Below are 22333 nucleotides of genomic sequence, written 5' to 3'. Positions count from 1 at the left end.
GAAGCGCCCGCGTAGTGTAGCCGTTTGCGGCGCGTTTCCTCGGTGAAGAATAGACAAAGATCAAGCGAGCGATAAGGAACGTCCATTGGCTGAAAATAAGCTCAAGACGAACACCACACAAGTCATCGCACGCGCCGATGAGCACGACATCAAGTTGCATAAGGCGTCGGACCGTGTGAATTTCGGTTCCATCAGGGAACCCATCGATGTGCCCTACCTTCTGGGGGTGCAGACCGATAGCTTCGATTGGCTCATCGGCAACGCACGCTGGAAGAAGAAGGCCGAAGCCGACATCAAGGCCGGCACCAACAACGTGGCCCATACCTCCGGCCTGCAGGAGGTCTTCGAAGAGATCTCCCCGATCGAGAACTTCGCGCAGACCATGAGCCTGACCTTCTCCGACCCGTACTTCGAGGAGCCGCGTCACACGGTCCAGGAGTGCAAGGAGAAGGATTACACCTATTCCGCCCCTCTCTACGTCAACGCCGAGTTCGAGAACGGTGACACCGGCGAGATCAAGAGCCAGACCGTGTTCATGGGCGACTTCCCGCTGCAGACCCCGCACGGCACCTTCATCATCGGCGGCACCGAGCGCGTCATCGTCTCGCAGCTCGTGCGTTCCCCGGGCGTCTACTTCGACCGCACCCCCGACCGCACCAGCGACAAGGAGGTCTTCGGCGCGAAGATCATCCCGTCGCGCGGCGCATGGCTCGAGTTCGAGATCGACAAGCGTGACGTTTTAGGCGTGCGCGTCGACCGCAAGCGCAAGCAGTCCGCCATCGTCTTCCTCATGGCCATCGGCATGACCAAGGACGAGATCGCCAAGTCCTTCAAGGATTACCCGCTGGTGCTCGATGCCCTCGAAAAGGAGACCATCAACACGCAGGACGAGGCCCTGACCGACCTCTACCGCAAGATCCGCCCGGCCGACACCGCCACCCCGGAAGCCGGCAAGAACCTCTTGGAGTCCTTCTACTTCAACAACCATCGTTACGACCTCGCACGCGTCGGCCGCTACAAGATCAACCGCAAGCTGGGCCTCGAGGCCGAGCCGACCGATCGCAGCCTCAGCCGCGAGGACATCATCGCCACCATCAAGTACCTCGTGGCGCTGCATGCCGGCGACAAGACCTTCCCGGGACGTCGCAACGGCGAAGACGTCGACCTTCGCGTCGAGACCGACGATATCGACCACTTCGGCAACCGTCGTATCCGCCAGGTCGGCGAGCTCATCCAGAACCAGCTGCGTACCGGCCTGAGCCGTATGGAGCGCGTGGTTCGCGAGCGTATGACAACCCAGGACGCCGAGGCCATCACCCCGCAGTCCCTGATCAACATCCGCCCCGTCAACGCGACCATCAAGGAGTTCTTCGGAACCTCCCAGCTCTCGCAGTTCATGGACCAGAACAACCCGCTTTCCGGCGTGACCAACAAGCGTCGTCTCTCCGCGCTGGGCCCCGGCGGCCTTTCGCGCGACCGCGCCTCCATGGAGGTCCGCGACGTCCACCCGTCCCACTTCGGCCGCATGTGCCCGATCGAGTCCCCTGAAGGCCCGAACATCGGCCTCATCGGTTCGCTGGCGACCTTCGGACGCGTCAATCCGTTCGGCTTCATCGAGACCCCGTACCGCAAGGTCGTCAACGGCCACGTGACCAACGAGATCGAGTACATGACCGCAGACCGCGATGCCGAGCACGTCATCGCCCAGGCCAACCAGAAGCTGGACGAGAACGGCAACTTCGTCGAGAAGACCGCGCTGGTCCGTTCCGGCGAGGACGAGGCCGTCGATGTGCCGGTCAGCGACGTCGACTACATGGACGTCTCCCCGCGCCAGATGGTCTCCGTCGGTGCTTCGCTGATTCCGTTCCTGGAGCACGATGAGGGCCACCGAGCACTGATGGGCACCAACATGCAGCGTCAGGCCGTCCCGCTCGTGCAGTCCGAGCGTCCGCTGGTGGGCACCGGCGCCGAATGGCGCACCGCCTACGATTCCGGAGACACCATCCTCTCCGAAAAGGACGGTGTCGTCAGCTATGTCTCCGGCGACATCATCCGCGTGGCCAACGACGACGGAACCCAGTCGAGCTACAAGCTCGCCAAGTTCCAGCGCTCCAACCAGACCACCAACTACAACCAGCGTCCGCTGGTCCATGACGGCGAGCGCGTCGAGCGCGGCAGCGTTCTGGCCGACGGCCCGGCCACCCAGAAGGGCGACCTGGCGCTGGGCAAGAACGTGCTGGTCGCGTTCATGCCTTGGAACGGCTACAACTACGAGGACGCCGTCATCATCTCGCAGCGCCTGGTGAAAGACGACACCTATTCCTCCATCCACATCGAGGAATATGAAATCGACGCCCGCGACACCAAGCTCGGTGCCGAGGAGATCACCCGCGACCTGCCGAACGTCGGCGAGGAAGCGGTGGCGAACCTCGACGAGCGCGGCATCATCCGCATCGGTGCCGAGGTCGAGGCCGGCGACATCCTGGTCGGCAAGGTCACCCCGAAGGGCGAGACCGAGCTCACCCCTGAGGAGCGTCTGCTGCGCGCCATCTTCGGTGAGAAGAGCCGAGAAGTGCGCGACACCTCGCTGCGTGTGCCTCACGGTGAGACCGGCACCGTGATCTCCATCAAGGAGATCACCCGCGACGAGGCCGAAGAGGACGGCGACGAGCTGCCCAACGGCGTCAATTCGATGATTCGCGTCTACATCGCGCAGCACCGCAAGATCACGGTGGGCGACAAGATGTCCGGCCGCCACGGCAACAAGGGCTGCATCTCCCGCATTCTTCCGGAAGAGGACATGCCGTTCCTGCCCGATGGCACTCCGATCGACATCATGTTGAACCCTCTGGGCGTCCCGTCCCGTATGAACCTGGGTCAGGTCCTCGAGCTGCACTTGGGCTGGATCGCTCACGCAGGCTGGGACATCAAGCTCGACCCGGATCTCGAGGCCGAATGGAAGAAGTACGTGCCGCAGGGCGCCGAGCACGGCGAGCCGAACACCCCGGTGGCCACCCCCGTCTTCGACGGCGTGCGTCCCGACGTGATCCAGGGCCTGCTGCGTAGCACCCTCCCCGACCGCGACGGCAACAAGCTCGTGGGCGAAGACGGCAAGGCGACCCTCTTTGACGGCCGCACCGGCGAGCCCTTCCCGAAGCCGATCTCCGTGGGCTACATGTACATGCTCAAGCTGCACCACCTCGTGGACGACAAGATCCATGCGCGTTCCACCGGCCCGTACTCCATGATCACCCAGCAGCCGCTGGGCGGCAAGGCCCAGTTCGGCGGCCAGCGCTTCGGCGAGATGGAGGTGTGGGCCCTCGAGGCCTACGGCGCCGCCTACACGCTGCACGAGATGATGACCACCAAGTCCGATGACGTCGACGGCCGCGTGCGCGCCTACGGTGCCATCGTCAAGGGCGAGAACCTGCCGCCGGCCGGCATTCCCGAGTCCTTCAAGGTGTTGCTTAAGGAGATGCAGTCGCTGTCGCTCAACGTCGAAGTGCTGAACGCCGACGGCGTGGCCATCGACCTGAACGACGCCGAGGACGACCCTGTGGGCAACTCGAACGATCTCGGCTTCAACATCGGCGCCCGCCCGGACGCCTCGGCCAAGGACGATCAGGCGGCGCCTCAGCCGGAATACCGCTAGAGGCAACGCTTCAACAAACGGCTTGAGCCTGGGCTTGGCGAATAAAAACACCAAGCCCGGCAGGCCGCCAGAAAATAATCGTGATTGTTATCAATTGGAAGACAGGACAACATAGTGCTGGACGTCAACGCATTTGACAAACTGAGGATCGGACTCGCCACTACTGAGGACATCCACAAGTGGAGCTACGGCGAAGTCAAGAAGCCGGAAACCATCAACTATAGAACTTTGAAGCCTGAGAAGGACGGCCTGTTCGGAGAGCAGATCTTCGGACCGACCCGTGACTGGGAGTGCGCCTGCGGCAAATACAAGCGCGTGCGTTTCAAGGGCATCGTCTGCGAACGCTGCGGCGTGGAGGTCACCAAATCCCGCGTCCGCCGTGAGCGCATGGGCCACATCGAACTGGCCGCACCGGTCACGCACATCTGGTTCTTCAAGGGTGTGCCGAGCCGTTTGGGCTATTTGCTCGACATCGCTCCGAAGGACCTCGAGAAGGTCATCTACTTCGCGGCCTATATGGTCACGAGCGTCGATGAGGCGCAGCGCCAGCAGGATCTGCCGGATCTGCAGGACGAATTCGACACCGAGATCGCGCAGCTTTCCAAGCGCCGCGACAATGAGATCGAGGAACGCGCCAAGAAGCTCGAAGCCGACATGGCCGAGCTCGAGGAGAGTGGCGAGGCCAAGGGCAGCGCCAAGTCCAAGATGCGCAACTCCGCCGAGCGCGAGATGGCGGCGATCCGTCAGCGCTACGACGATCAGGCACAGCGCTTGAACGCTGTATTCGACCGCTTCAAGACCCTGAAGCCGGGCGATATGGAAGGTGACGTCGACCTGTGGCAGGAAATGTGCGACCGCTACGGCGACTACTTCGAAGGCTCCATGGGTGCCGAGGCCATTCAGAAGCGCCTGCGCGACTTCGATCTTGAAGGTGCCGCCAAGCAGCTGCGCGAAGAGATCGACACCGGCTCCGGCCAGCGCAAGGCCCGTGCCCTGAAGCGTTTGAAGGTCGTCAACGCCTTCCTCACCACGGACAACAAGCCCGAGGCGATGGTGTTGAACGCAATCCCGGTCATCCCTCCGGATCTGCGCCCGATGGTGCAGCTCGACGGCGGCCGTTTCGCCACCTCCGACCTGAACGACCTCTATCGTCGTGTCATCAACCGCAACAACCGTTTGAAGAGGCTCATCGAGCTCGGCGCACCCGAGATCATGCTCAACAACGAAAAGCGCATGCTGCAGGAAGCCGTCGACTCCCTGTTCGACAACGGCCGCCGCGGCCGCCCGGTCACCGGCGCCTCGAATCGTCCGCTGAAATCCCTGAGCGATATGCTCAAGGGCAAGCAGGGCCGTTTCCGCCAGAACCTTTTGGGCAAGCGTGTGGATTATTCCGGCCGTTCCGTGATCGTCGTCGGTCCGTCGCTGCGTATGCACCAGTGCGGTCTGCCGAAGCCGATGGCGTTGGAGCTTTTCAAGCCCTTCGTCATCAAGAAGCTCGTGGACCAGAACTACGCGCAGAACATGAAGAGCGCCAAGCGCTTGGTCGACCGTCAGGACTCGTCCGTCTGGGACGTGCTCGAAGACGTCATCAGCGAGCACCCGGTGCTCCTGAACCGTGCGCCTACGCTGCACAGGCTCGGCATCCAGGCCTTTGAGCCGATTCTGGTCGAGGGCAAGGCCATCCACCTGCCGCCGCTCGCCTGCGCCGCATTCAACGCGGACTTCGATGGCGACCAGATGGCAGTCCATCTTCCGCTGAGCGTCGAGGCACAGGCCGAGGCCCGCTCCTTGATGATGGCTTCCGACAACATCCTGAAGCCGGCGGACGGCCACACCGTCACGATGCCGAGCCAGGATATGATCCTGGGTCTCTACTTCCTCTCCACGGTGGTGGAGGGTGCCAAGGGCCAGGGCCGTGTGCTCGGCAGCCCCGAAGAGCTGCGTATGGCCGTCGATCGTCACGACGTCGACGTACAGGCCAAGGTGCTCGTGCGTCTGCCGAAGGATTTCGTGCTTCCCACTGATTGGGAGCCGGCCGAACTCAAGGTCGTGGACCCCGAGCCGGGCAGTCCGGACGTGGTCAAGGAGGAGCGTTTCAAGGATGGGTCCATCCTCTTCGCCACTTCCTACGGCCGCTTGAAGTTCAACGAGACCCTGCCTGTCGACTATCCGTTCATCAACGAGCAGGTCGCCAAGGGCAAGCTCTCCGGCATCGTCGACGACATCGCCACGCGTTACTCCACCGCCCAGGTGGCTGCGACTCTGGACGCCCTGAAGGATCTCGGCTTCACCCGCGCTCCTTGGTCGGGCGTCACCATGTCCTTCTCCGACATCGTCGAGCCGCCGGAACGTCTTTCGATCATCCATGACTACGAAGGCCAGGCCGACAAGGTCAACGACCAGTACGACATGGGTCTGTTGACCGAAGAGGAACGCCGTCAGGAGCTTATCAACCTGTGGACCGAATGCACCGACAAGGTCGCCGACGCCATGCGTGATAACTTCAAGGACGACAACAACGTCAACATCATGGTGCAGTCCGGAGCCCGAGGCAACTGGATGCAGATTCGCCAGATCTCCGGTATGCGAGGACTCGTGGCGAACCCGAAGGGCGAGATCATCTCCCGCCCGGTCAAGTCCAACTACCGCGAGGGCCTCTCCGTCCTGGAGTACTTCATCTCCCAGCACGGCGCCCGCAAGGGTCTGGCCGACACGGCACTGCGTACCGCGGAATCCGGCTACCTCACCCGTCGTCTCGTGGACGTGGCCCAGGAGGTCATCGTACGCGAAGAGGATTGCGGCACCAAGCGCGGACTGACGATCAAGATCGCCGACCACGATGAGGACGGCAATCTCGTGCTTGTGCGTGCCGCTGACGGTGGCCCGTATTCGCGTCTGCTGGCCGAGGATGTCATCGACCCCAAGGACGGCAAGACCGTGCTCTACAAGCGTGGAGACGCCATGAGCATGGACGTTCTGCGCGATATGGTCGCCCACGGCGTCGAAGAGGTCAAGGCACGCAGCGTCTTGACCTGCGAGTCCAAGCGCGGCGTGTGCGCGAAGTGTTACGGCTGGTCGCTGGCCACCAATCGCTTGGTGGATGTCGGCGAAGCCGTCGGTGTCGTCGCGGCACAGTCCATCGGCGAGCCTGGTACGCAGTTGACGCTTCGTTCCTTCCACTCCGGCGGCGTCGCTTCCGCTTCCGACATCACCCAGGGTCTTCCCCGTGTCACCGAGCTCTTCGAGGCGCGTACGCCTAAGGGCGAGGCGCCGATCACGGAATATCCCGGTACCGTCAAGGTCGAGGATTCCGATCACGGCCGTCAGGTCACGCTGACCCCGGACGATAGCACCATCGAGCCGATCACCTACCCGGTGACCCGTCGTGCGCCGCTCTTGGTCAAAGACGGCGACCACGTCGAGGTCGGCACTCAGCTGATCGAAGGCTCCGTTGATCCGAAGAAGATCCTTCGTATCCTTGGGCCCCGTGCGGCTCAGGTCAGTATCGTCGAGGGCGTGCACGACGTGTACCGCTCCCAGGGTGTGGATATCCACGACAAGCACCTCGAGGTCATTGTCCACCAGATGCTTCGCCGCATCACGGTCATTGATTCCGGTACCACGAACCTGCTGCCCGGCCAGTTGGTCGATCAGTCGAGGTTCCGTGACGCCAATATGCAGGCGGTCAAGGAGGGTGGCAAGCCCGCTGCCGGCCGTCCCGAAATGCTCGGCATCACCAAGGCGTCTCTGGCCACCGATTCCTGGCTGTCCGCCGCTTCGTTCCAGGAGACCACCCGTGTGCTTACGGAGGCCGCGCTGGAGCAGAAGTCCGACGAGCTCAAGGGCTTGAAGGAGAACGTCATCATCGGCAAGCTCATCCCTGCCGGCACCGGCCTGGCGCGTTACCGCAACGCGACGGTCGAGCCCGACAAGGCCATCCGCGACACCATCTACCCGAACTTCGGCTTGGGCGGCGACGCGTCCTCCGAGTTCGGCGAAGGCGGCATGGACGATATGGACTTCTCCAATATCGATTTCGGCGACCTGAAACTCGGCGACGACTTCAACCCCGATGACTTCCTCAACGATCAGGGCGGGGCCAGCGAGCTCGGTGGCGATACCGACTTCGGCATGGGCTCCGGCACCGACGCTGATGGCGGTTCGGACAATTCCGCCTCGCAAGCCTGAGTCGGTAGGCTTTAGAGCCTCAAAAAGCTAAACGGCTGTATTTGTCCCGATGCGTTACGGCGCACCGGGACAAATTCGTATCTGCCGTCGCTTTTGCCTCAGTGCGTCCGTGACCTCAACAGCTGAAAATGTTGCGGTTCCGCGGTAATATGACAGATATGAGTAATTTGCCTTTTCCGCCGCCACCGGAGCTCGGTTGGTATGACGACGACGCCACAGTTGTATCCGCGACCACGGCCGATGAGCCTCAACAGGGTTCAAGCGTAGTTCAGACTCCTCAGACGTTGGCCGACGAGGCCGCGCAGAAGCCTGCCGCGGACGCCTCGTGGACGTCTTCCGCCCCGCAGACCAACAGCGAGGGCGACATCGAGGACTGGGACGGGACGGTGCTGTCCACCGCTTTCATGTCCGAAAAGCCCAAGAAGCGCTATCGTCTGCACAACGACGCCACAGGTCAGGATATCGTTCTCGACAAGAGCGCCCTGCTCGGCCGCAATGTTTCGGCCACCGTGCCGGAAGGCGCGATGTCCATCAAGCTCGCCGACCCGACGCGTACGGTTTCGCGCAACCATGCCGCCGTCAGCTACGACAAGGACGGCACGTTGTGGCTTGAGGATTACGGCTCACTCAACGGCACGTATATCGTCACCGACGACCACGAGCAGCAGGTCAAGGACAGTCCTGTCCGGCTTTCGCCTCCCACGACGTTGCGTATCGGAGACCAGTTCTTCAAACTCACGGAGGACGAAGGCTGATCCATGCTTGCAGCGTGAAGCGGATTTCTGAAATTTAGGAAATACCCAGTAACGAATAATGTCCCGCTATCCGGCGAAAGGCTGGATAGCGGGACATTCGTTTTGTTCGATAGCGGTTATGAGACGGCTTGGCTATGATCCGACGTATTGCCGTGCTCGTTGCTGCGTCTATTGCCGCGTGGCAAGAGCTGCGTCAATAGCGGGGTCGTGCAGCTGGGCAAGCCAGTTCAGCAGCTCCGGGTAGGTGTTGGGGTTGCGGGCGAGGCACGGGCGCAGCTCGGGGGCATATTGGGCGATGCTGGCGATGGTCATCTGGTCGGTGTTCGGGTCCAGGGCCTGCTCGGCGGTGTAGCCGTAGGCGTTGGTGGCGACGGGCGTCTCCTGGCCGGTGGCTGTAGCAGGTTGCGCCGCGTATTGGTTGGTGGCAGCCGGTTGCTGGGCATACTGATTGGCGGCGGCATACTGATCGCTTGCAGCCTGCTGGTCGGCGATATAAGGCATCGAAGCCTGTGCCGTAGCCTGTTGCGCCGGATCCTCTTGCGCGACGACACCCTGATCGGGAACCTCGAATCCCATGGATTTGAGCGTTTCACGGGCACGGTCGTCGCCGAACTGGGCCAGCCAGCGCTTCAGCCCCGGGTAGGCACGGGGGTTCGCGGCCACGTTCGCGCCGAAATCGGGGTTTTCGTAAGCGACTTTCGCCAGCATGACGGGGTCCGCTTCGGAATCCTGGACAATGGCGACGGCGGTATCGTAATCAACCATCTGCTTCACTTCTCTTTCTTATCGGATGAATCGCTCGGCGTTCATCGGCTTGTATTTCGATTATTTACTGCCTTATTGACAGATTATATTGGCTGGTTCCCGTTCTGTCGTCCCGGGCAGTATGCGGAAGATGTGGAAACCCGCGGATTGGCGCTATCTATGTATGCAGGCTGTCGAGGGTGACGTCCCCGATGGTCTCCAGCTCCTCTCCGTCGTCCAGCTTGCTGGCGTGCCAAGGCTCCTCGGTTGGCGTGTTCGGCCATACGTCGACCACGACGATGGTGATGTTGTCGTTTCCGCCTGCGTGCAGGGCGGCCTGGATCAGTGCTTCGACGGCGCGTTGCGGGTCGGGGTTCGCCTGGCTGATCGCCGCGATTTTCTTGTCCGCGACCTCGGAATACAGCCCGTCCGAGCAGACGATGAATCGACCGCACGGCACTACCGCGTAGAAATCCGGCTTGATGCCCTGAGGGGCGCCGATGCACTGGGTGATGACGTTGCGCGGGATGGTGGCGTTGGCCATCTGCGGCGACATCAGACCGGAATCGATGGCCTGTTGACGCTGGGAATGGTCCTTGGTGATACGGCTGATCGAGGACGCGATAGCGTTGCCCCGAACGTCGAAGTCGAAATGATAGGTACGGGAATCACCGACGTTGATCACATACCAGAGCGGGGCCTGCTCGCCGCCGTCTTCGCCGGGGCGTGCAGGGAGGATGATGCCGGTGGCCGTCGTTCCGGCCACACCGCCCAAGTCATGACCCAGTTTGTAGACATCTTGTTGTGCGGCGTCCAAAGCGGATTCGATGATTTTGCGCGACCTCACCGGCTCGCCGGCGACGGACTTGAAGTGTTGTGCGGCAAGAGCGCTGGCACGTTCGCCGCCGACACCGCCGCCCATGCCGTCGCACACCACGTAGACGCCGGGCTCGTTGACCCCGGTGTCTTGGTTGTTGCGTCGTTTTTTGCCGATATCGCTGCCCATGGCCGCACGAATGTGTGGGTGATCAGACATAATCAACGACCTTTCCGTGCGGTGGACTTGCGTTTTGCGTGCACATTAGCCAGTATAGACGCGTCTTTTGTCGTATTCGCTTTCGACGCCTTGCGTGACGTCCTTTTGCCGGCTTTGGCCTTTGAGGTGTCTGCGGAACCTGTACGATTCGCGGCACCTGCGGCACTTGCCTTCTTGAATCGTTTGAGATTGAAGTGCGGCATATGCAGGACGCCCTTGAGTGAAAGCCGGGTGCGCAGACGACGCATGAGAGGCTGGTCGGCAAGGATGGCCTTGCGTATGGCCTTGACCCGCTTCCAATAATCCGCTGAGGCCATCTCGTCGGGCTTCTTGCCGGAGAAAGCGACCCAGTCGGCCTCGCGCGAGAGCAGCCGGAGCTGGTCCATGTCAATCGAACGGCCCTTGAAGGTCTTCTTCTTTTGCGCTTTGGCTGCCTTCCTGGCTGCTTTTTCTGCGGCTTTTCGAGCCTTGGGGGTTGCGGCTTGTGCAGCCTCGGGGACCATGGTCGCGGCGTCGTTCGCTTCCTTGATCGCCGTGCCGATCTGGGCGGCCTGATGCCGGCGGGTGCCGGAGGTCTTGATGCCGCTCTGGTCGGCGAGCATGCCGATGGCCCTCCAGCCGGAGGCGATGCGCTGCCCGGAACTGCCGCGGCGGGCCATCACGGCCAGCTGGATGGCTTTGAGCAGAAGAATCAGAGCGCAGATGATGAGGATGATCCACACGGGGCTGCCGTAGACGGCGACCTTTTCGGTGATGGCCAGAATCTTCATCAGCGTGGCGTTGCCGTTCTGATCGCCGGCATCCGCGCCGTCGAGCGAGGACTGGTCGCGGGCCTGGTTCTGGTCGTGCAGCGGATCGACCAGCGGCACCGGCGGCTGACGGACTAGGGTCTTCGGATTGGGGGGCGTCAGGTCCTGGTTCTTGTTCGGGACCTTCGTCTCCTTGGGCGTGGGATAGAAGGGAACCCAGCCGTAATCCTTGAAGTCGATCTCGACCCAGGCCTCGATGTCGTTGCCGGTGAAATCGGTCTGTGTCTTGCCGTTCCTGCCGTGCGAGGTGCGGGACTTGGAGATATTGCCGTCCTTGTCCTTCGGCACGAAGCCGAGCACCACGCGTGAGGGGAGGTTCAGCTCTCTGGCCATCATCGCCATCGCCGAGGCATATTGCTCGCTGTCGCCGACCATCGCGGTGCCGCCGAGCATGGAGTCGATGCGGAAGTTGCCGTGGCCGGGCAGCGAAGGATAATCGCCGGCGAGACCGTGCGAGAACCAGCCCTTGGTCTTCAACGCCGTAGCCAGCGTCTGCGCGGTCGCGCCGTCGCTGGACTGTTTGCCCGTCAGTGCCGGGGCAAGCTTGCTGGCACTGTCGGGGATGTCCTTCGCCGCAGGTTGTGTAATACGCTGAGCGTGGGCGTGAGTCACTTGTTGCTGGACCGGTACTTCGGGGATGATACCGGATTCGGTATAGGTCTGTCCGCCAAGTGGTGTATTCGGCACGATGGCGGAATCGGTGCCCATGTTGTAGTAGAAATTCTCGCCGTTCAAGCCGACTGACGTTGCGGCGCCCGCCAACGGCAGCCATTGCTCGGAGAAGCCTTTGTGGACCTTGAAGGTGGCCTTGAAATGCTGGCCTTGCGCGGTGTTGGCGATGCCGCTGCCAACCTTGCGATAATCCGAGGAATCGCTGGCGTCGCTGGAATCCGAAAGGTTCCAGACATTGCCGTCGAAGCGGTCCATGACGGCCAGACGCACCGGCGTGCCGGCAGGGAGTCCGGAGACCGAAAGCAGCGTTTCCTTTTTGTGGTATTTGACGTAGGAGCGCATATCGCTCAGCGGGCTCGTGTATTGGTGCGGGTCGAGCGGCGGGTTGTAGCGGTCGCGCAGGGTCAGGCGATGCTGGGGGACGATGAGGGTCGCGCCGAAGGCCAGGCCGACGGCGAGGACGATGATGATGATCATGCTCACCGGCCGGCGGATATCGAAGGACTGCCAGCGCCAGGCAAGCCAGATGACCAGTGCCAGCATGGCGATGATGCCGCAGACCGGGCGCAACGTGCCGTAGGCGGTGCCCAGAAGCGCGCTGACCGCAAGGTTCAGCGCCAACGGGAAGACCGTGATGAGGTTCAATTTGGAACTTACCGAAACCGCGAAAACGCCTGCGAGGAACGCCGTCCAGAGGTTCAGCGTCCACAGCGCCATCAGACTGCCGTTGGCGGACCCGAGCGGGGGAATGACGGCGATGACGTATTTGAACGAGCCGAAGGTCTGCGTGAAGCCCTGACTTAAAGTATCGAGACTCGGCACGATATGCGCGATGGTCGTGTCATTCAGCGCGATGACGGGGCCGACGAGGAACTGGGAAAGCACCAGGAAGACGATCTGCCACCAGAGTTTGAGCGCTGGATTGACGCCGGCCAAGGCGATCAGCGCGCCGAGCAGCGCTGCCGGAACGGCTGTGAAAGCCCAAGTCAGAACGTTGCCGTAGACGTCGATGAGATTGGCGGAATTGAGGCAAATCGCGACCAGGACGAGCAGGGCTCCGATGGAGGCGGTGGCCCAGGGACGGCGTACGGCCACGAATATCTGGCGTTGGCCGTCGCTGGTCGCGGTCAACGCGATCGGTGCCCGGGTCGTGCTCGCCCATGTGCCGGTGGTGTTGGTCGTGCCACTCGTGCCGGTGAAATCGGGCAGGGAAGCCGCAGCCGACGCAGTGGTGTTTGATTGGTCTGCAGAAGTATTGAAGGTGTTGCTCATAGGGTTGTTGCCGCTCATTTCAGCGCCTCCATGATCAGAGGCAGGTCGTCGAGCGCCGAAAGCGTGGCCAGGGTGAAGTCGTCGTATTGGTGGATGGCGTTGCCGGCGATGGGGTCGATCTGCAGCATCACGCAGATGGATTCTCGGCTCAGCGCGGCGGCGATGCGACGGAGGCGTTCAAGTCTGGCGCCCGATCCTACCACGAAGAAATAGAAGGAGGCGCCGGGGCTTGTTTTCAGCGTGGCAACGGCGAGGTTCGGGTTTTCGTCCATATCGGGCTTGACCCCGCTCATCCAGTCGAGGAACGGCATTGCCCCGTGCGGGATCAGGGAATTGTCGGCGGCCTGGACGGCCAGCGGGCGGTCTTCGACAAGGCATTCGGTGCCGATTGAGGAGGCGACGCTCACGGCGAGCTCGAACTCGTCTTCGGTCGAGTAATCGGTCGGGTTGACGCCGAGGGTGATGGAAGTATCGGTACGTTTGGTCGCCTCGTACTGCCGGACCATCAAGGTGCCGGTTTTCGCCGAGGAAAGCCAGTGGACGTTACGCATGTCGTCGCCGGGACGGTATTCGCGCAGGCCGTAGAAATCGAGGTCGTCGTCGACCACCTGGCCGGAAGGGCTGCCCTCGAGGTCGCGGAAAATGCCGGAATCGAGCGTGTTGAGGAAAACGGTTTTCGGGTGGATATAGACCTTCGCGGACTGGGAAAGCGATTGCTCGTGACGTACGATGCCGAAGGGGTCGCCCTTGCTGATTTTCAGCGGACCCACGTCAAGGACCGCGCGTGAGGTGGCACGGAACTCGACCTGTTCGTCTTTGACCTTGCCGGGGGCCAAAGCGGGGATGCGGAAGCGCTGATGCATCTCGCCCATCGGCAGGTCTCCCTGAACGCCTACGGTCGGGCTTTTGCCGGGGTTGGAGACGTTGACATCGACCTTGACGCTATCACCTACGGTAATACGGTTATCTGAAACGGATAACGCCGCGTGGAATTTCGTGTTGCCAAGCGACATGGCGATGCCGAGTGCCAGCATGACCAGACCGACGATGCCGCAGACCAGCAGCTCATGCCATCCCAACGCCGGGAATGCCGAGAGGCAGACCACGGCGATGCCCGTCACCGACCAGCCGAGCGGTGAAACGTAGGCGGTAAGCCATTCGGGCAGCTTCTTGCGCAAACCGGCTGCTTGATGCCGCACTTTGAGCGTGAGGTGCGCAAAACGGGTGTTGCCTTGTATCAGGCTGGGCTTACGGCCTTTGAAGCCGCGATGGCTTTTTCGTCCGCGGGTGCCTACCGCCATGGTCCCGTTTCGGGCGGATACGGGGAAACCGGGTGGCGTTGTAGGCGTTTGGTGTCGGGTTTTGGAAAAATGCATGGCGTTACTTTCAGACTCCCATGGCAGGTGCCGGAACGGATTCGAGGATTTCGGCGATGATCTGTTCGGCGGTTTCGCCCTTGAACGCGGTTTCGGCGTTCAGGATGATGCGGTGGGCGAGCACCGGCACGGCGAGGTCCTGCACATCGTCGGGGAGCACGTAGTCGCGCGCGTCGGCGGCGGCCCAGATGCGTGCGCAGCGGGTCAGGGCCAGCGCGCCACGCATGGAGGAACCCACGCGAAGCTTCTCGCTGAGTCTGGTGGCCTCGATCAGACGTTCGATGTATTCGAGGATTCGTTCGTCGACGCGCACGTCCTTGGCGGTCTTGCGCAGCCTGATGATGTCGTCGCCGCTCAGGACGGCGGAAACGGTGTTGGCGCGGTCGGTGATGTCGATGTCTTTGAGGATGCTGATCGATACGTCGTGGCCGGGCGCGCCCACGGAGGTCTTGATCAGGAAGCGGTCCATCTGGGCCTCGGGCAGCTTGTAGGTGCCGAGTTGTTCCAGCGGGTTCTGCGTGGCGATGACGATGAAGGGCTGCGGCATTTCGTAGGTCTTGCCGTCGACGGTGGTCTTCTGCTCTTCCATGACTTCCAGCAGCGCGGACTGGGTCTTCGGCGAGGCGCGGTTGATCTCGTCGGCCAGCACGATTGAGGCGAAGATCGGGCCCTCGCGGAACTCGAATTCGCCGGATTTCTGGTCGTAGAAGGTCACGCCGACCACGTCGCTGGGCAGCAGGTCAGGGGTGAACTGGATGCGCTTGAACGAGGTGTCGATGGAATTGGCCAGGCCTCGGGCGAGCTGCGTCTTGCCGGTGCCCGGGTTGTCTTCCAGCAGCACGTGGCCGCCGACCATCAGGGCCGTGACGCACAGTTTGATGGGTTCGGGTTTGCCGACGACGACCTTGCCGATGTTGTCGACCAGCGCGTCGAAGGAACGCTTGAAGTCGAGGATGGAGTCGCTGGGCGGCGCGATGATGTTGGAAACCGGCGAGGCCGAGGCGTATGGGGCCGAAAGCGACTCCGGGCTGACGGAAGGTTCAGAGGAGGCCTGTGGGCTTACGCTGCTGGTCGAAGTGGCGGCTGCTGGAGACGTATATGACGTCGAGGGCGCGGATGCGGTGTTCCGGCCGGCCGGTGCGGCGGCTGCGGGTTGCTGGGCATAGGCGTTGCCGGTGTAATCGTTGACGTTTGCGCCTGCGTTGTCGGACACGTTCGAACTGCCTGGATTTTCGGCGGGAATGGCCGGTGATTCGGTGTTGCCGTTGGACGCCGAGGTGCTCAGCACGGTTTCCTCGGAGATGGCTTCGCCTTCACCGAGACCATTAAGGGAACCGAGTACGGTACTGTCGTCGCTTGGATCGGTGGCGGTGTGCTTGGCTTTCGACTTGCCTTTGGACTTCGAGCGTTTCGGCAGCGAGGGGAACGCGCTTTTGCCGCTGTTCGTGGTGTCGTCGGCGGCGCCGAATGTCGACAGATGCGTGGCATCCGAAATCTCCGTCTCATCGTTTGACGGTTCTGCCTTGTGCGTGCTCATAGATTCTCCTTTATGATTGCCGGATGAGCCGATTGATGGGTACTGATGTATGGATTGTTACTGATGTATGGGTTGATTTTGCCGTGGTACTTTTCGGGTGCGCGAATGTTGCCGTGCAAAGGCATGGCCGATTTTGCGGCAACGTCGTTCGTTTCGTTCGTTTTCCTGGTCGTGATCATCGCGTCACTTCCTGTTGTTTGGCTGCGGCAGCGAGATTACGCTGGATGACCATCCTCTGCAGGGTGGGGAAGTAGTCGACGAGGCTCTGCGATTCGGCGGATTTGTCTTCACCTTCGCCTTTGTCCGTATCGTCGTTTCCCGTGGTTGTGCTCTTGCGTGTTTTTTGCAGGCTCATTGAGCCGCTGCTCTTGCTGGCATTGTATTTGTCCGGTTCATGGATGCTGTTGTCGGCTGTAATCCTGACTTCCCAGGAATAGCTTGCGTTGGTGCTGGGGTAATCCGCAGGAACCTTACAGGGTGTGCCGGAGCCGGCTTTCCACCCATCGCAAGGCAGATCATTTTTACCTGAAACGTGAATGATCAGCTGTGAGGTGCCGTGGCCATAATCCGTCACTTTTCCGCCGGTCGCGTCGATGACATTCGGATCCGTGTCGGACCATGACAGCGTCGGCAATTCGTCGACCTTTGCCGGTTCGGAATCATATACGTCGTCCGATGAGGCCGTGGTTGCTGTTCCGTCGGCACCGTTCAATGTCTCCACCACACTAATCGGCGGGCATGTGTCCCAAGGCTTGATGGAAGCGTACGGTACTGGGCTTGTTTCCCCTACGTCTGAGCCATTGAGCTTGAACGAACTGTATTTTCCGTTGCCCGTAATGTAGGCGTTGCAACTCGCCCCGTCCCTTTTGATGCTGACAGTCGGCGTCTGAATGTCGTAGGCGGGAATGATCGAGGTTTCGGCGCTGACCGTCTTCGCCGACTTCTTCGGATGGACCGTGATTTTCAGGGATTGGGTCTTCTTGTATTGGCTATCGTTCAAAGTGACCGTATCATCCAGATCGGTACAGCTGAGCGTAGGCGAGATATCACCTGATGTCTCAATGGAACCGCAACTTGCATGATGCATGTCGCCCAAGATGACCGAAACCTTGACTTTGTCGCTGTTCGGCGTCTGGGACATGGACACACTCGGTGAATCGGGATCGCCCCAAGCGTTGTTGTTACCGGCTGAAGCGACCTCGCTCGTCGGTCCGTCTCCTGCCCGGTTATGGCCGCGTACGGTGGCGGTGAACGTTGAATTGTCGGTGGTTTCCCCGTTGGTGAGTTCAAAGGTCTGGCTCAAGCCGCTCGTGTGCTTGACCTTGCCGTTCATGGTCACGGTGTAATCGTCGGGCTTGGTGCCGGTGTAGCTGGGTGCGTCCCAGCTGACGGTGACCTTCTGGTAGTCGCCCTTGACCTTGATACCCTTGGGTGCGTCGGGCACCTTGTCGGGCATGGCGTCGACCTTGTTCGACGGCTTCGACCAACCGGCCTCGTTCTTGGCCTTGACACTGAAGCTGTAGGTCTTGCCGTTGGTCAGGCCGGTGACGTTGCAGGTGGTCACGGCGCCGCACGACTTGCTCTGGCCGTCGTAATCGACCTCGTAGTCGCTGATGGGGCTGCCGTTGGCCGAGCCGGGTGTCCAGCTCAGGTTGACCGCGCCGTCGGCGGGCTGGCCGGCGACCGGAGAGAGCAGCGGCGGGGCGGGCTTGTCGATCACCGAGATGGTGATGGTGGCGCTGACCTCGCGTTCCTTGGTCTTGGTGGCGTCCTGGACGTTGACCACCACGGTGTTCGACGAAGCGCCGATGTCGGCGGCGGCGTGGATGCCGATGGAACCCTTCGAGCCGCAGTCGACCTTGAGTTTCGAGGTGTCGTCGGCCTGGCAGCTCACCACGGTCAGCGACTTGTCGGGGAACGGGTTGAAGGCGCCGTCGAGGATATTGACGGTGGTGGAATCTCCGGCGTTCATCCGCTTGGACACCCCGGAGATCTTGGCGAGCGGCCGTGTGGATTGCACCACTTGCGCCGTAATTCCCGCGGAAACGGTTCCGGCGGAATATTTGATGGTGATCGGGATGCTCGACATCGATCCGACGGTGGCGTCGGTCGGCGCCTTGACGGTGAGCTTGCCGTTGGAGCTCAGATGAGACTCGATGGCTCCGGATGCCGCGCCGCCGGAATAGGTGTAGTCCTTTTCATCCTCGTCCAGGCCGCTGGGGGCGTGGGTCAGGGCCGTCAGATCGATGGTCTTGGCGTCCTCGCCTGCCGCGACGCTGATGGTGGAGGAGGAGAAGGTCGGCGGCGGCACGTTGCGGCCGATGACGGTGATGGGCAACGTCAGCACGGATGAATTGATGATCCTGGCCTGCTTGGAGCCGTTCTTGTCTTTGCTGTTGTCTCGTTTGCCGTCGGAGACCGTGAAGGTGATGGAGGCCGGGCCCGCATAGTCCCTGGGCGCGGTGAACTTCATGGTCTGGTCGTTGACGTAGTAATCCGAATTGGCGCTCTTGGTGGCGCTGATCGAATCCTTGTCGACGTAAGCGGTCTTACCGGGACCTACGCGCACGTAATCCGCGAGATTGATATTGACGCTGCGCTTCGCGTTGACCCTTATCGGCGGTGCCTTCGGGCGCAGCATCGGCGGGAAGACGCCGTACTGCGGCACCTGTACGAAGGCGGTGGAAGTGACGTGATAGGTGGTGTTCGTCACCGTGTAGGGCACGCTTCTGGCCTCGTCGGTCAGATCGATGGTCACCGTGGTGGATTTCGCGCCGCCTTTGAGACGGGCGTGGTCGGTGGCTGTGGGGTCGATGTCGACCTTGAGCTCTTGGGTGGTGCCGGAGGGGTTGGCGATCCATTGCGAGAGATCGACGTCGACGGATTTCTTGTCGAGCGTCGCTGCGGAGGGGACGCGGTAATCGTAGGCGGTCGGCGGTTCGATGGACGCGTTCGGATCGGTGACCACGGTCAATGTGGCCGTGTCGGAAAGGCCGGCTTTGTCATGCACAGTGTAGACGATGTATGACGTTCCTGCGGTAGCCGGGGTCTTGAAGGAGATCATGTTGTCGGCGACGCTGGCGCCGGTGATGCCTTGCGCCTGGAGGTTTTTGTCGACGCTCAGGTCGGTGTTGTCGCCGGAGATGTCGTTCTGCGCCACCGGTACGTTGGCTTCGGTATTGGGCCGCAGCGTCACCTGGTCGTCGCGCGCGTATACGCCGGAATCCGAGGTGCCCTTGTAGACGCCCACGCGGATCTGGGCCTGGGCTCGCTGGCCGGTCCAGTCCTCGACGGCGTAGGAGAAGGTGTCGGTTCCTGAGGAATCGCCATAGGCCTCATAGACCATATAGTTGGCGCCGACCTCATCGATGCGTCCCATCTTCGGCGATTTGTCGCCGAGGCCGAGCAGGGTGTCGTCGTCGCCGTCGGTGTCGATGCCCGTTAAGGTGATAGGGATACGCACCTTCTGGCCGGCGGCCACCTGCGCCTGCGCATCCTGCGGGGTGGGGGCGGGCTTGTTGTTGGCGTCCTTGGCGTGCACCGTGATGGTGATGACGCCGGAGGCCGCGTTGCCGAGATTGTCGCGCACGGTGTAGGTCACCGGATAGACGCCGGGGGTGTTCGAGGCCTGGTAACGCACGTTGTCTCCGGAGACGAAGACCAGGCCCTTGAAGGTCTTCTTGCTGAACTGCAGGGAATTCTGCAGCTTCACCGTGGTGCCGTCGGCGTGGGAGACGTGGTCGATCACATCGACGCTGACGATGCCGCCCGTGCGCACGTTTGCGGTGATATTGGCGGCTTTCGGGGCCGCGTTGGCGGTGGTCAGGGCCGGTGGCTGCAGGACTATCGTACCTCGGGTCGAGCCGGACGCGTTGGCCACGGTGTAGGTGAGACGCACGGGCTTGGTAGGAATCTGCCGGGCGGTCATATAGACGCGCTTATGCGCCACCAGGCCGGTTTTGATGCCGAGCTTCGGGTCGACGTTGACGGAGGTGACGGAAAGTACCCCGCCCATCGGATCGGTGTCGTTGTTCAGCGGTTCCACGATGGCGGTGCGGTCCGCTCCCAGAAGGGCCACGTCATTGGCGGCAACGGGCTTGGCCGATTGGCCGGCCACCGGCTGTACCTCCATACGTGCCAGCCCTTGCGCCTCGATGCTGCCTTGGCTGATGGTGTAAGGAACGTAATACGTTCCAGGGTTGCTGGCTTTGAAGGTGAAGGAAAGGTCGGAGGAATTGGTCGAAGTCGTGGTGCCGGTCGGGGTGTTGACCGCGGAAAGCACTGGTGGCTGCGCGCTGGTGCCGTGGACGTATTGTTTGAGCTCGACGGTGGTGGAGGTGTCGGGCGTGGTGTTCTTGGTCACTGCGTCGATCAGGGCCGGCAGCGTATTCGCGGGGCGTATCGAGAAATAGATGAGTCCGGTTCCGGTATGTTGTCCGTCGGAGACGGTGACTTCCACGCCCACGCGGCCACCGGTCAGCGACCCGGTGTTGAAGACGAGCTGGCCATCGGCGCGGGTGGAGATGGCGACCTGGTCGTTGTTCTGCGCCACGGCGGAGACCAGTGTCATCGCGTCGCCTTCGGGATCGGTGAAGCTGCCCAAGGCGTTCACGGTGAAGGTGGCTCCCTGCTCGACGTCGTATTCGGGAGGGGTGTCGGTTTGGGCCGGAGGCTGGTTGGCCGTGCTGCCGGTGATGTTGAGGTTGACCGTGGCGGAGCTGGACTGTCCGCGTCCGTCGTTGATCTCATAGGTGAAGCTTGTCTTGCCTGCGGTGGCGCCGGTTGTGTCGAGCTGCAGATAGCGTCCGGAATAGATGGGGGCCACGGTGATGCCCGCACCGGAAACGGGGCCGACTTTGGTGATGTGCAGCACCGAGCAGTCGCTCTGTTCGTCGTTGCGCAGCACATCGAGAATCTGCTGATCGCCCACGCGTGCGCCGAAATTGTCGTCCTCTGCCTTGATCTCGCCGGATTTGGCGGAGCAGGTCGGCTTGAACTGTGTCTGATTGTTGGCGGAGTCGGAGTTCTTCTGCTGGTTGGTGGTCTTCTTGGTCTCGATTTGACGCCACTGGATCTTGATGACCTTGTTGGACTGGTCGGGGTTCCACACGTTGCCGTTGGTCACGTCGTTCAGGACCACGAGACGATGGTTGGTGCGGAAGACGAGCTGAGAGGTGGGGGAAATGGATTGCAGGGTCTGCCATTGCGCCTTGGAAGTGCTGCCCTGGTTCGCGTCGGCCGCGCCGTCGGCGGAGCACAGGCGGATATAGTTGTGCGCCTGCTGCGACCACGCCGCATACACGCAGCCCTTGGATGAGACCGGCTGCGCGGCTTCGGCCGTGCCTTTGCTCATAAACGCGGCGGTTTTGTTGCCATGTTTGAAATCGATGGTGAAGACGCCGTTGCGTGCGCTTGCCGCCACCCAGTCGCCTTGGGCGTCGTCGACGGCCGGGGCCTGCAAGCTCACCGGTCCGCGCGAATCGATCTGCGCGCTGCCGCCTTGCCACATGATGTTCTGTTTGACGGCGATGACGGGGCGGTCGCCGATGACGGTGAAGCTGTCGGCGTTGGTCTGCTTGCCTCCGGTGATGGATTTGAGCGTTTTCGGGGTACTGTGCGCGTCGTCCATTTTGAGGACGGTTCCGTCGGCCGGCCGGTATCCGTATACCGCGCCGTTGCGGTCGAGAGCAAGCAGTCCATGGGCTCCGAGCTGCATCTGCGGGGCCGAGGTCTTGGGGGTGACGGAATCGAGGTTATTGGAATCGCCGACCCACACGTTGCCGGTCTTATGGTTCAAAAACGCCGCGGTGGCCCCACCGATGAAGGTCGAAGTGGAATTGCGGACCTCGGCCTTGCCGTGGATGCCGAGGTTCGAAGCGACGATGCCTTGCGCCTTCGCTGCGTCGGACAGGATCACGTCGTCGTTGTGCTGGCTGACGTCGAAGGCCGGGGTGGTCGGCGCGACGGCCCCGTTGGCCTGTTGCAGCTTGACGTTGAAACGCGCGGCCTTGCGGTCCTTCAAGGAGGTGACCCAGACCGTGCCGTCGTCGAGGTGGACGTGGGTGCGGGTCAGGGTGTTGATGATGATGGCTCCGGCCACGATGCCCAGCAGCAGGAGCAGCACGAGTACCGGTGTGAGCCAGCGGCGGTTCGTCTGAGAGTTCAGGCGTCTCAAGGCAAGACGAACACTGTGCTCACCTTGTGGTTTACGGGATGCCTTCATCAGCTGCTTCCTTACTCTTCCTTTGGACGGTCTTGGACGACCGACCTAAAATCTTGTCTCTCTTGTTCG

The 22333-nt window shown here is 61.8% G+C and carries 9 protein-coding genes; 3 read left to right on the top strand and 6 right to left on the bottom strand.

The window, feature by feature from the left end; all coding sequences use genetic code 11:
* Positions 1-85 precede the first annotated feature (85 nt).
* The 3 genes from rpoB to OZX71_RS07170 all read left to right on the top strand — a co-directional run bounded on the left by rpoB (position 86) and on the right by OZX71_RS07170 (position 8595).
* Entirely contained in the window at positions 86-3652 is a 3567-nt protein-coding gene (gene rpoB / locus OZX71_RS07180; protein ID WP_277146231.1) for a DNA-directed RNA polymerase subunit beta, read from the top strand.
* Between the two features lie 114 nt (positions 3653-3766).
* Complete coding sequence (locus OZX71_RS07175) at positions 3767-7840, top strand: DNA-directed RNA polymerase subunit beta' (protein WP_277159822.1); 4074 nt, start codon at positions 3767-3769, stop codon at positions 7838-7840.
* Between the two features lie 158 nt (positions 7841-7998).
* Positions 7999-8595: an FHA domain-containing protein gene (locus OZX71_RS07170; protein WP_277159821.1), complete on the top strand. Its 597-nt coding sequence runs from the start codon at positions 7999-8001 to the stop codon at positions 8593-8595.
* Between the two features lie 168 nt (positions 8596-8763).
* Here OZX71_RS07170 and OZX71_RS07165 read toward each other — a convergent pair whose 3' ends face one another.
* From OZX71_RS07165 to OZX71_RS07140, 6 genes are all read right to left on the bottom strand, one after another.
* Positions 8764-9360: a hypothetical protein gene (locus OZX71_RS07165; RefSeq protein ID WP_277146234.1), complete on the bottom strand. Its 597-nt coding sequence runs from the start codon at positions 9358-9360 to the stop codon at positions 8764-8766.
* Between the two features lie 157 nt (positions 9361-9517).
* Positions 9518-10375, bottom strand: a complete 858-nt coding sequence (locus OZX71_RS07160; protein WP_277146235.1) for a serine/threonine-protein phosphatase — start codon at positions 10373-10375, stop codon at positions 9518-9520.
* Between the two features lie 2 nt (positions 10376-10377).
* Complete coding sequence (locus OZX71_RS07155) at positions 10378-13146, bottom strand: transglutaminase domain-containing protein (protein ID WP_277159820.1); 2769 nt, start codon at positions 13144-13146, stop codon at positions 10378-10380.
* Complete coding sequence (locus tag OZX71_RS07150; RefSeq protein ID WP_277146237.1) at positions 13143-14429, bottom strand: DUF58 domain-containing protein; 1287 nt, start codon at positions 14427-14429, stop codon at positions 13143-13145. Before OZX71_RS07150 ends, OZX71_RS07155 begins: the two co-directional genes overlap by 4 nt.
* An 85-nt stretch (positions 14430-14514) precedes the next feature.
* The gene (locus OZX71_RS07145; protein ID WP_277146238.1) at positions 14515-16041 is read right to left on the bottom strand and encodes a MoxR family ATPase; all 1527 of its coding nucleotides are present in this window, start codon (positions 16039-16041) and stop codon (positions 14515-14517) included.
* A gap of 175 nt (positions 16042-16216) precedes the next feature.
* Positions 16217-22264 (bottom strand): Ig-like domain-containing protein, encoded by a 6048-nt coding sequence (locus OZX71_RS07140; protein ID WP_277159819.1) that lies wholly within the window; start codon positions 22262-22264, stop codon positions 16217-16219.
* Positions 22265-22333: the final 69 nt, after the last annotated feature.

This window comes from Bifidobacterium sp. ESL0764, from assembly GCF_029395515.1.
In the GTDB taxonomy this organism is placed as follows: domain Bacteria; phylum Actinomycetota; class Actinomycetes; order Actinomycetales; family Bifidobacteriaceae; genus Bifidobacterium.
This window is presented reverse-complemented; position numbering and strand designations above follow the sequence as displayed.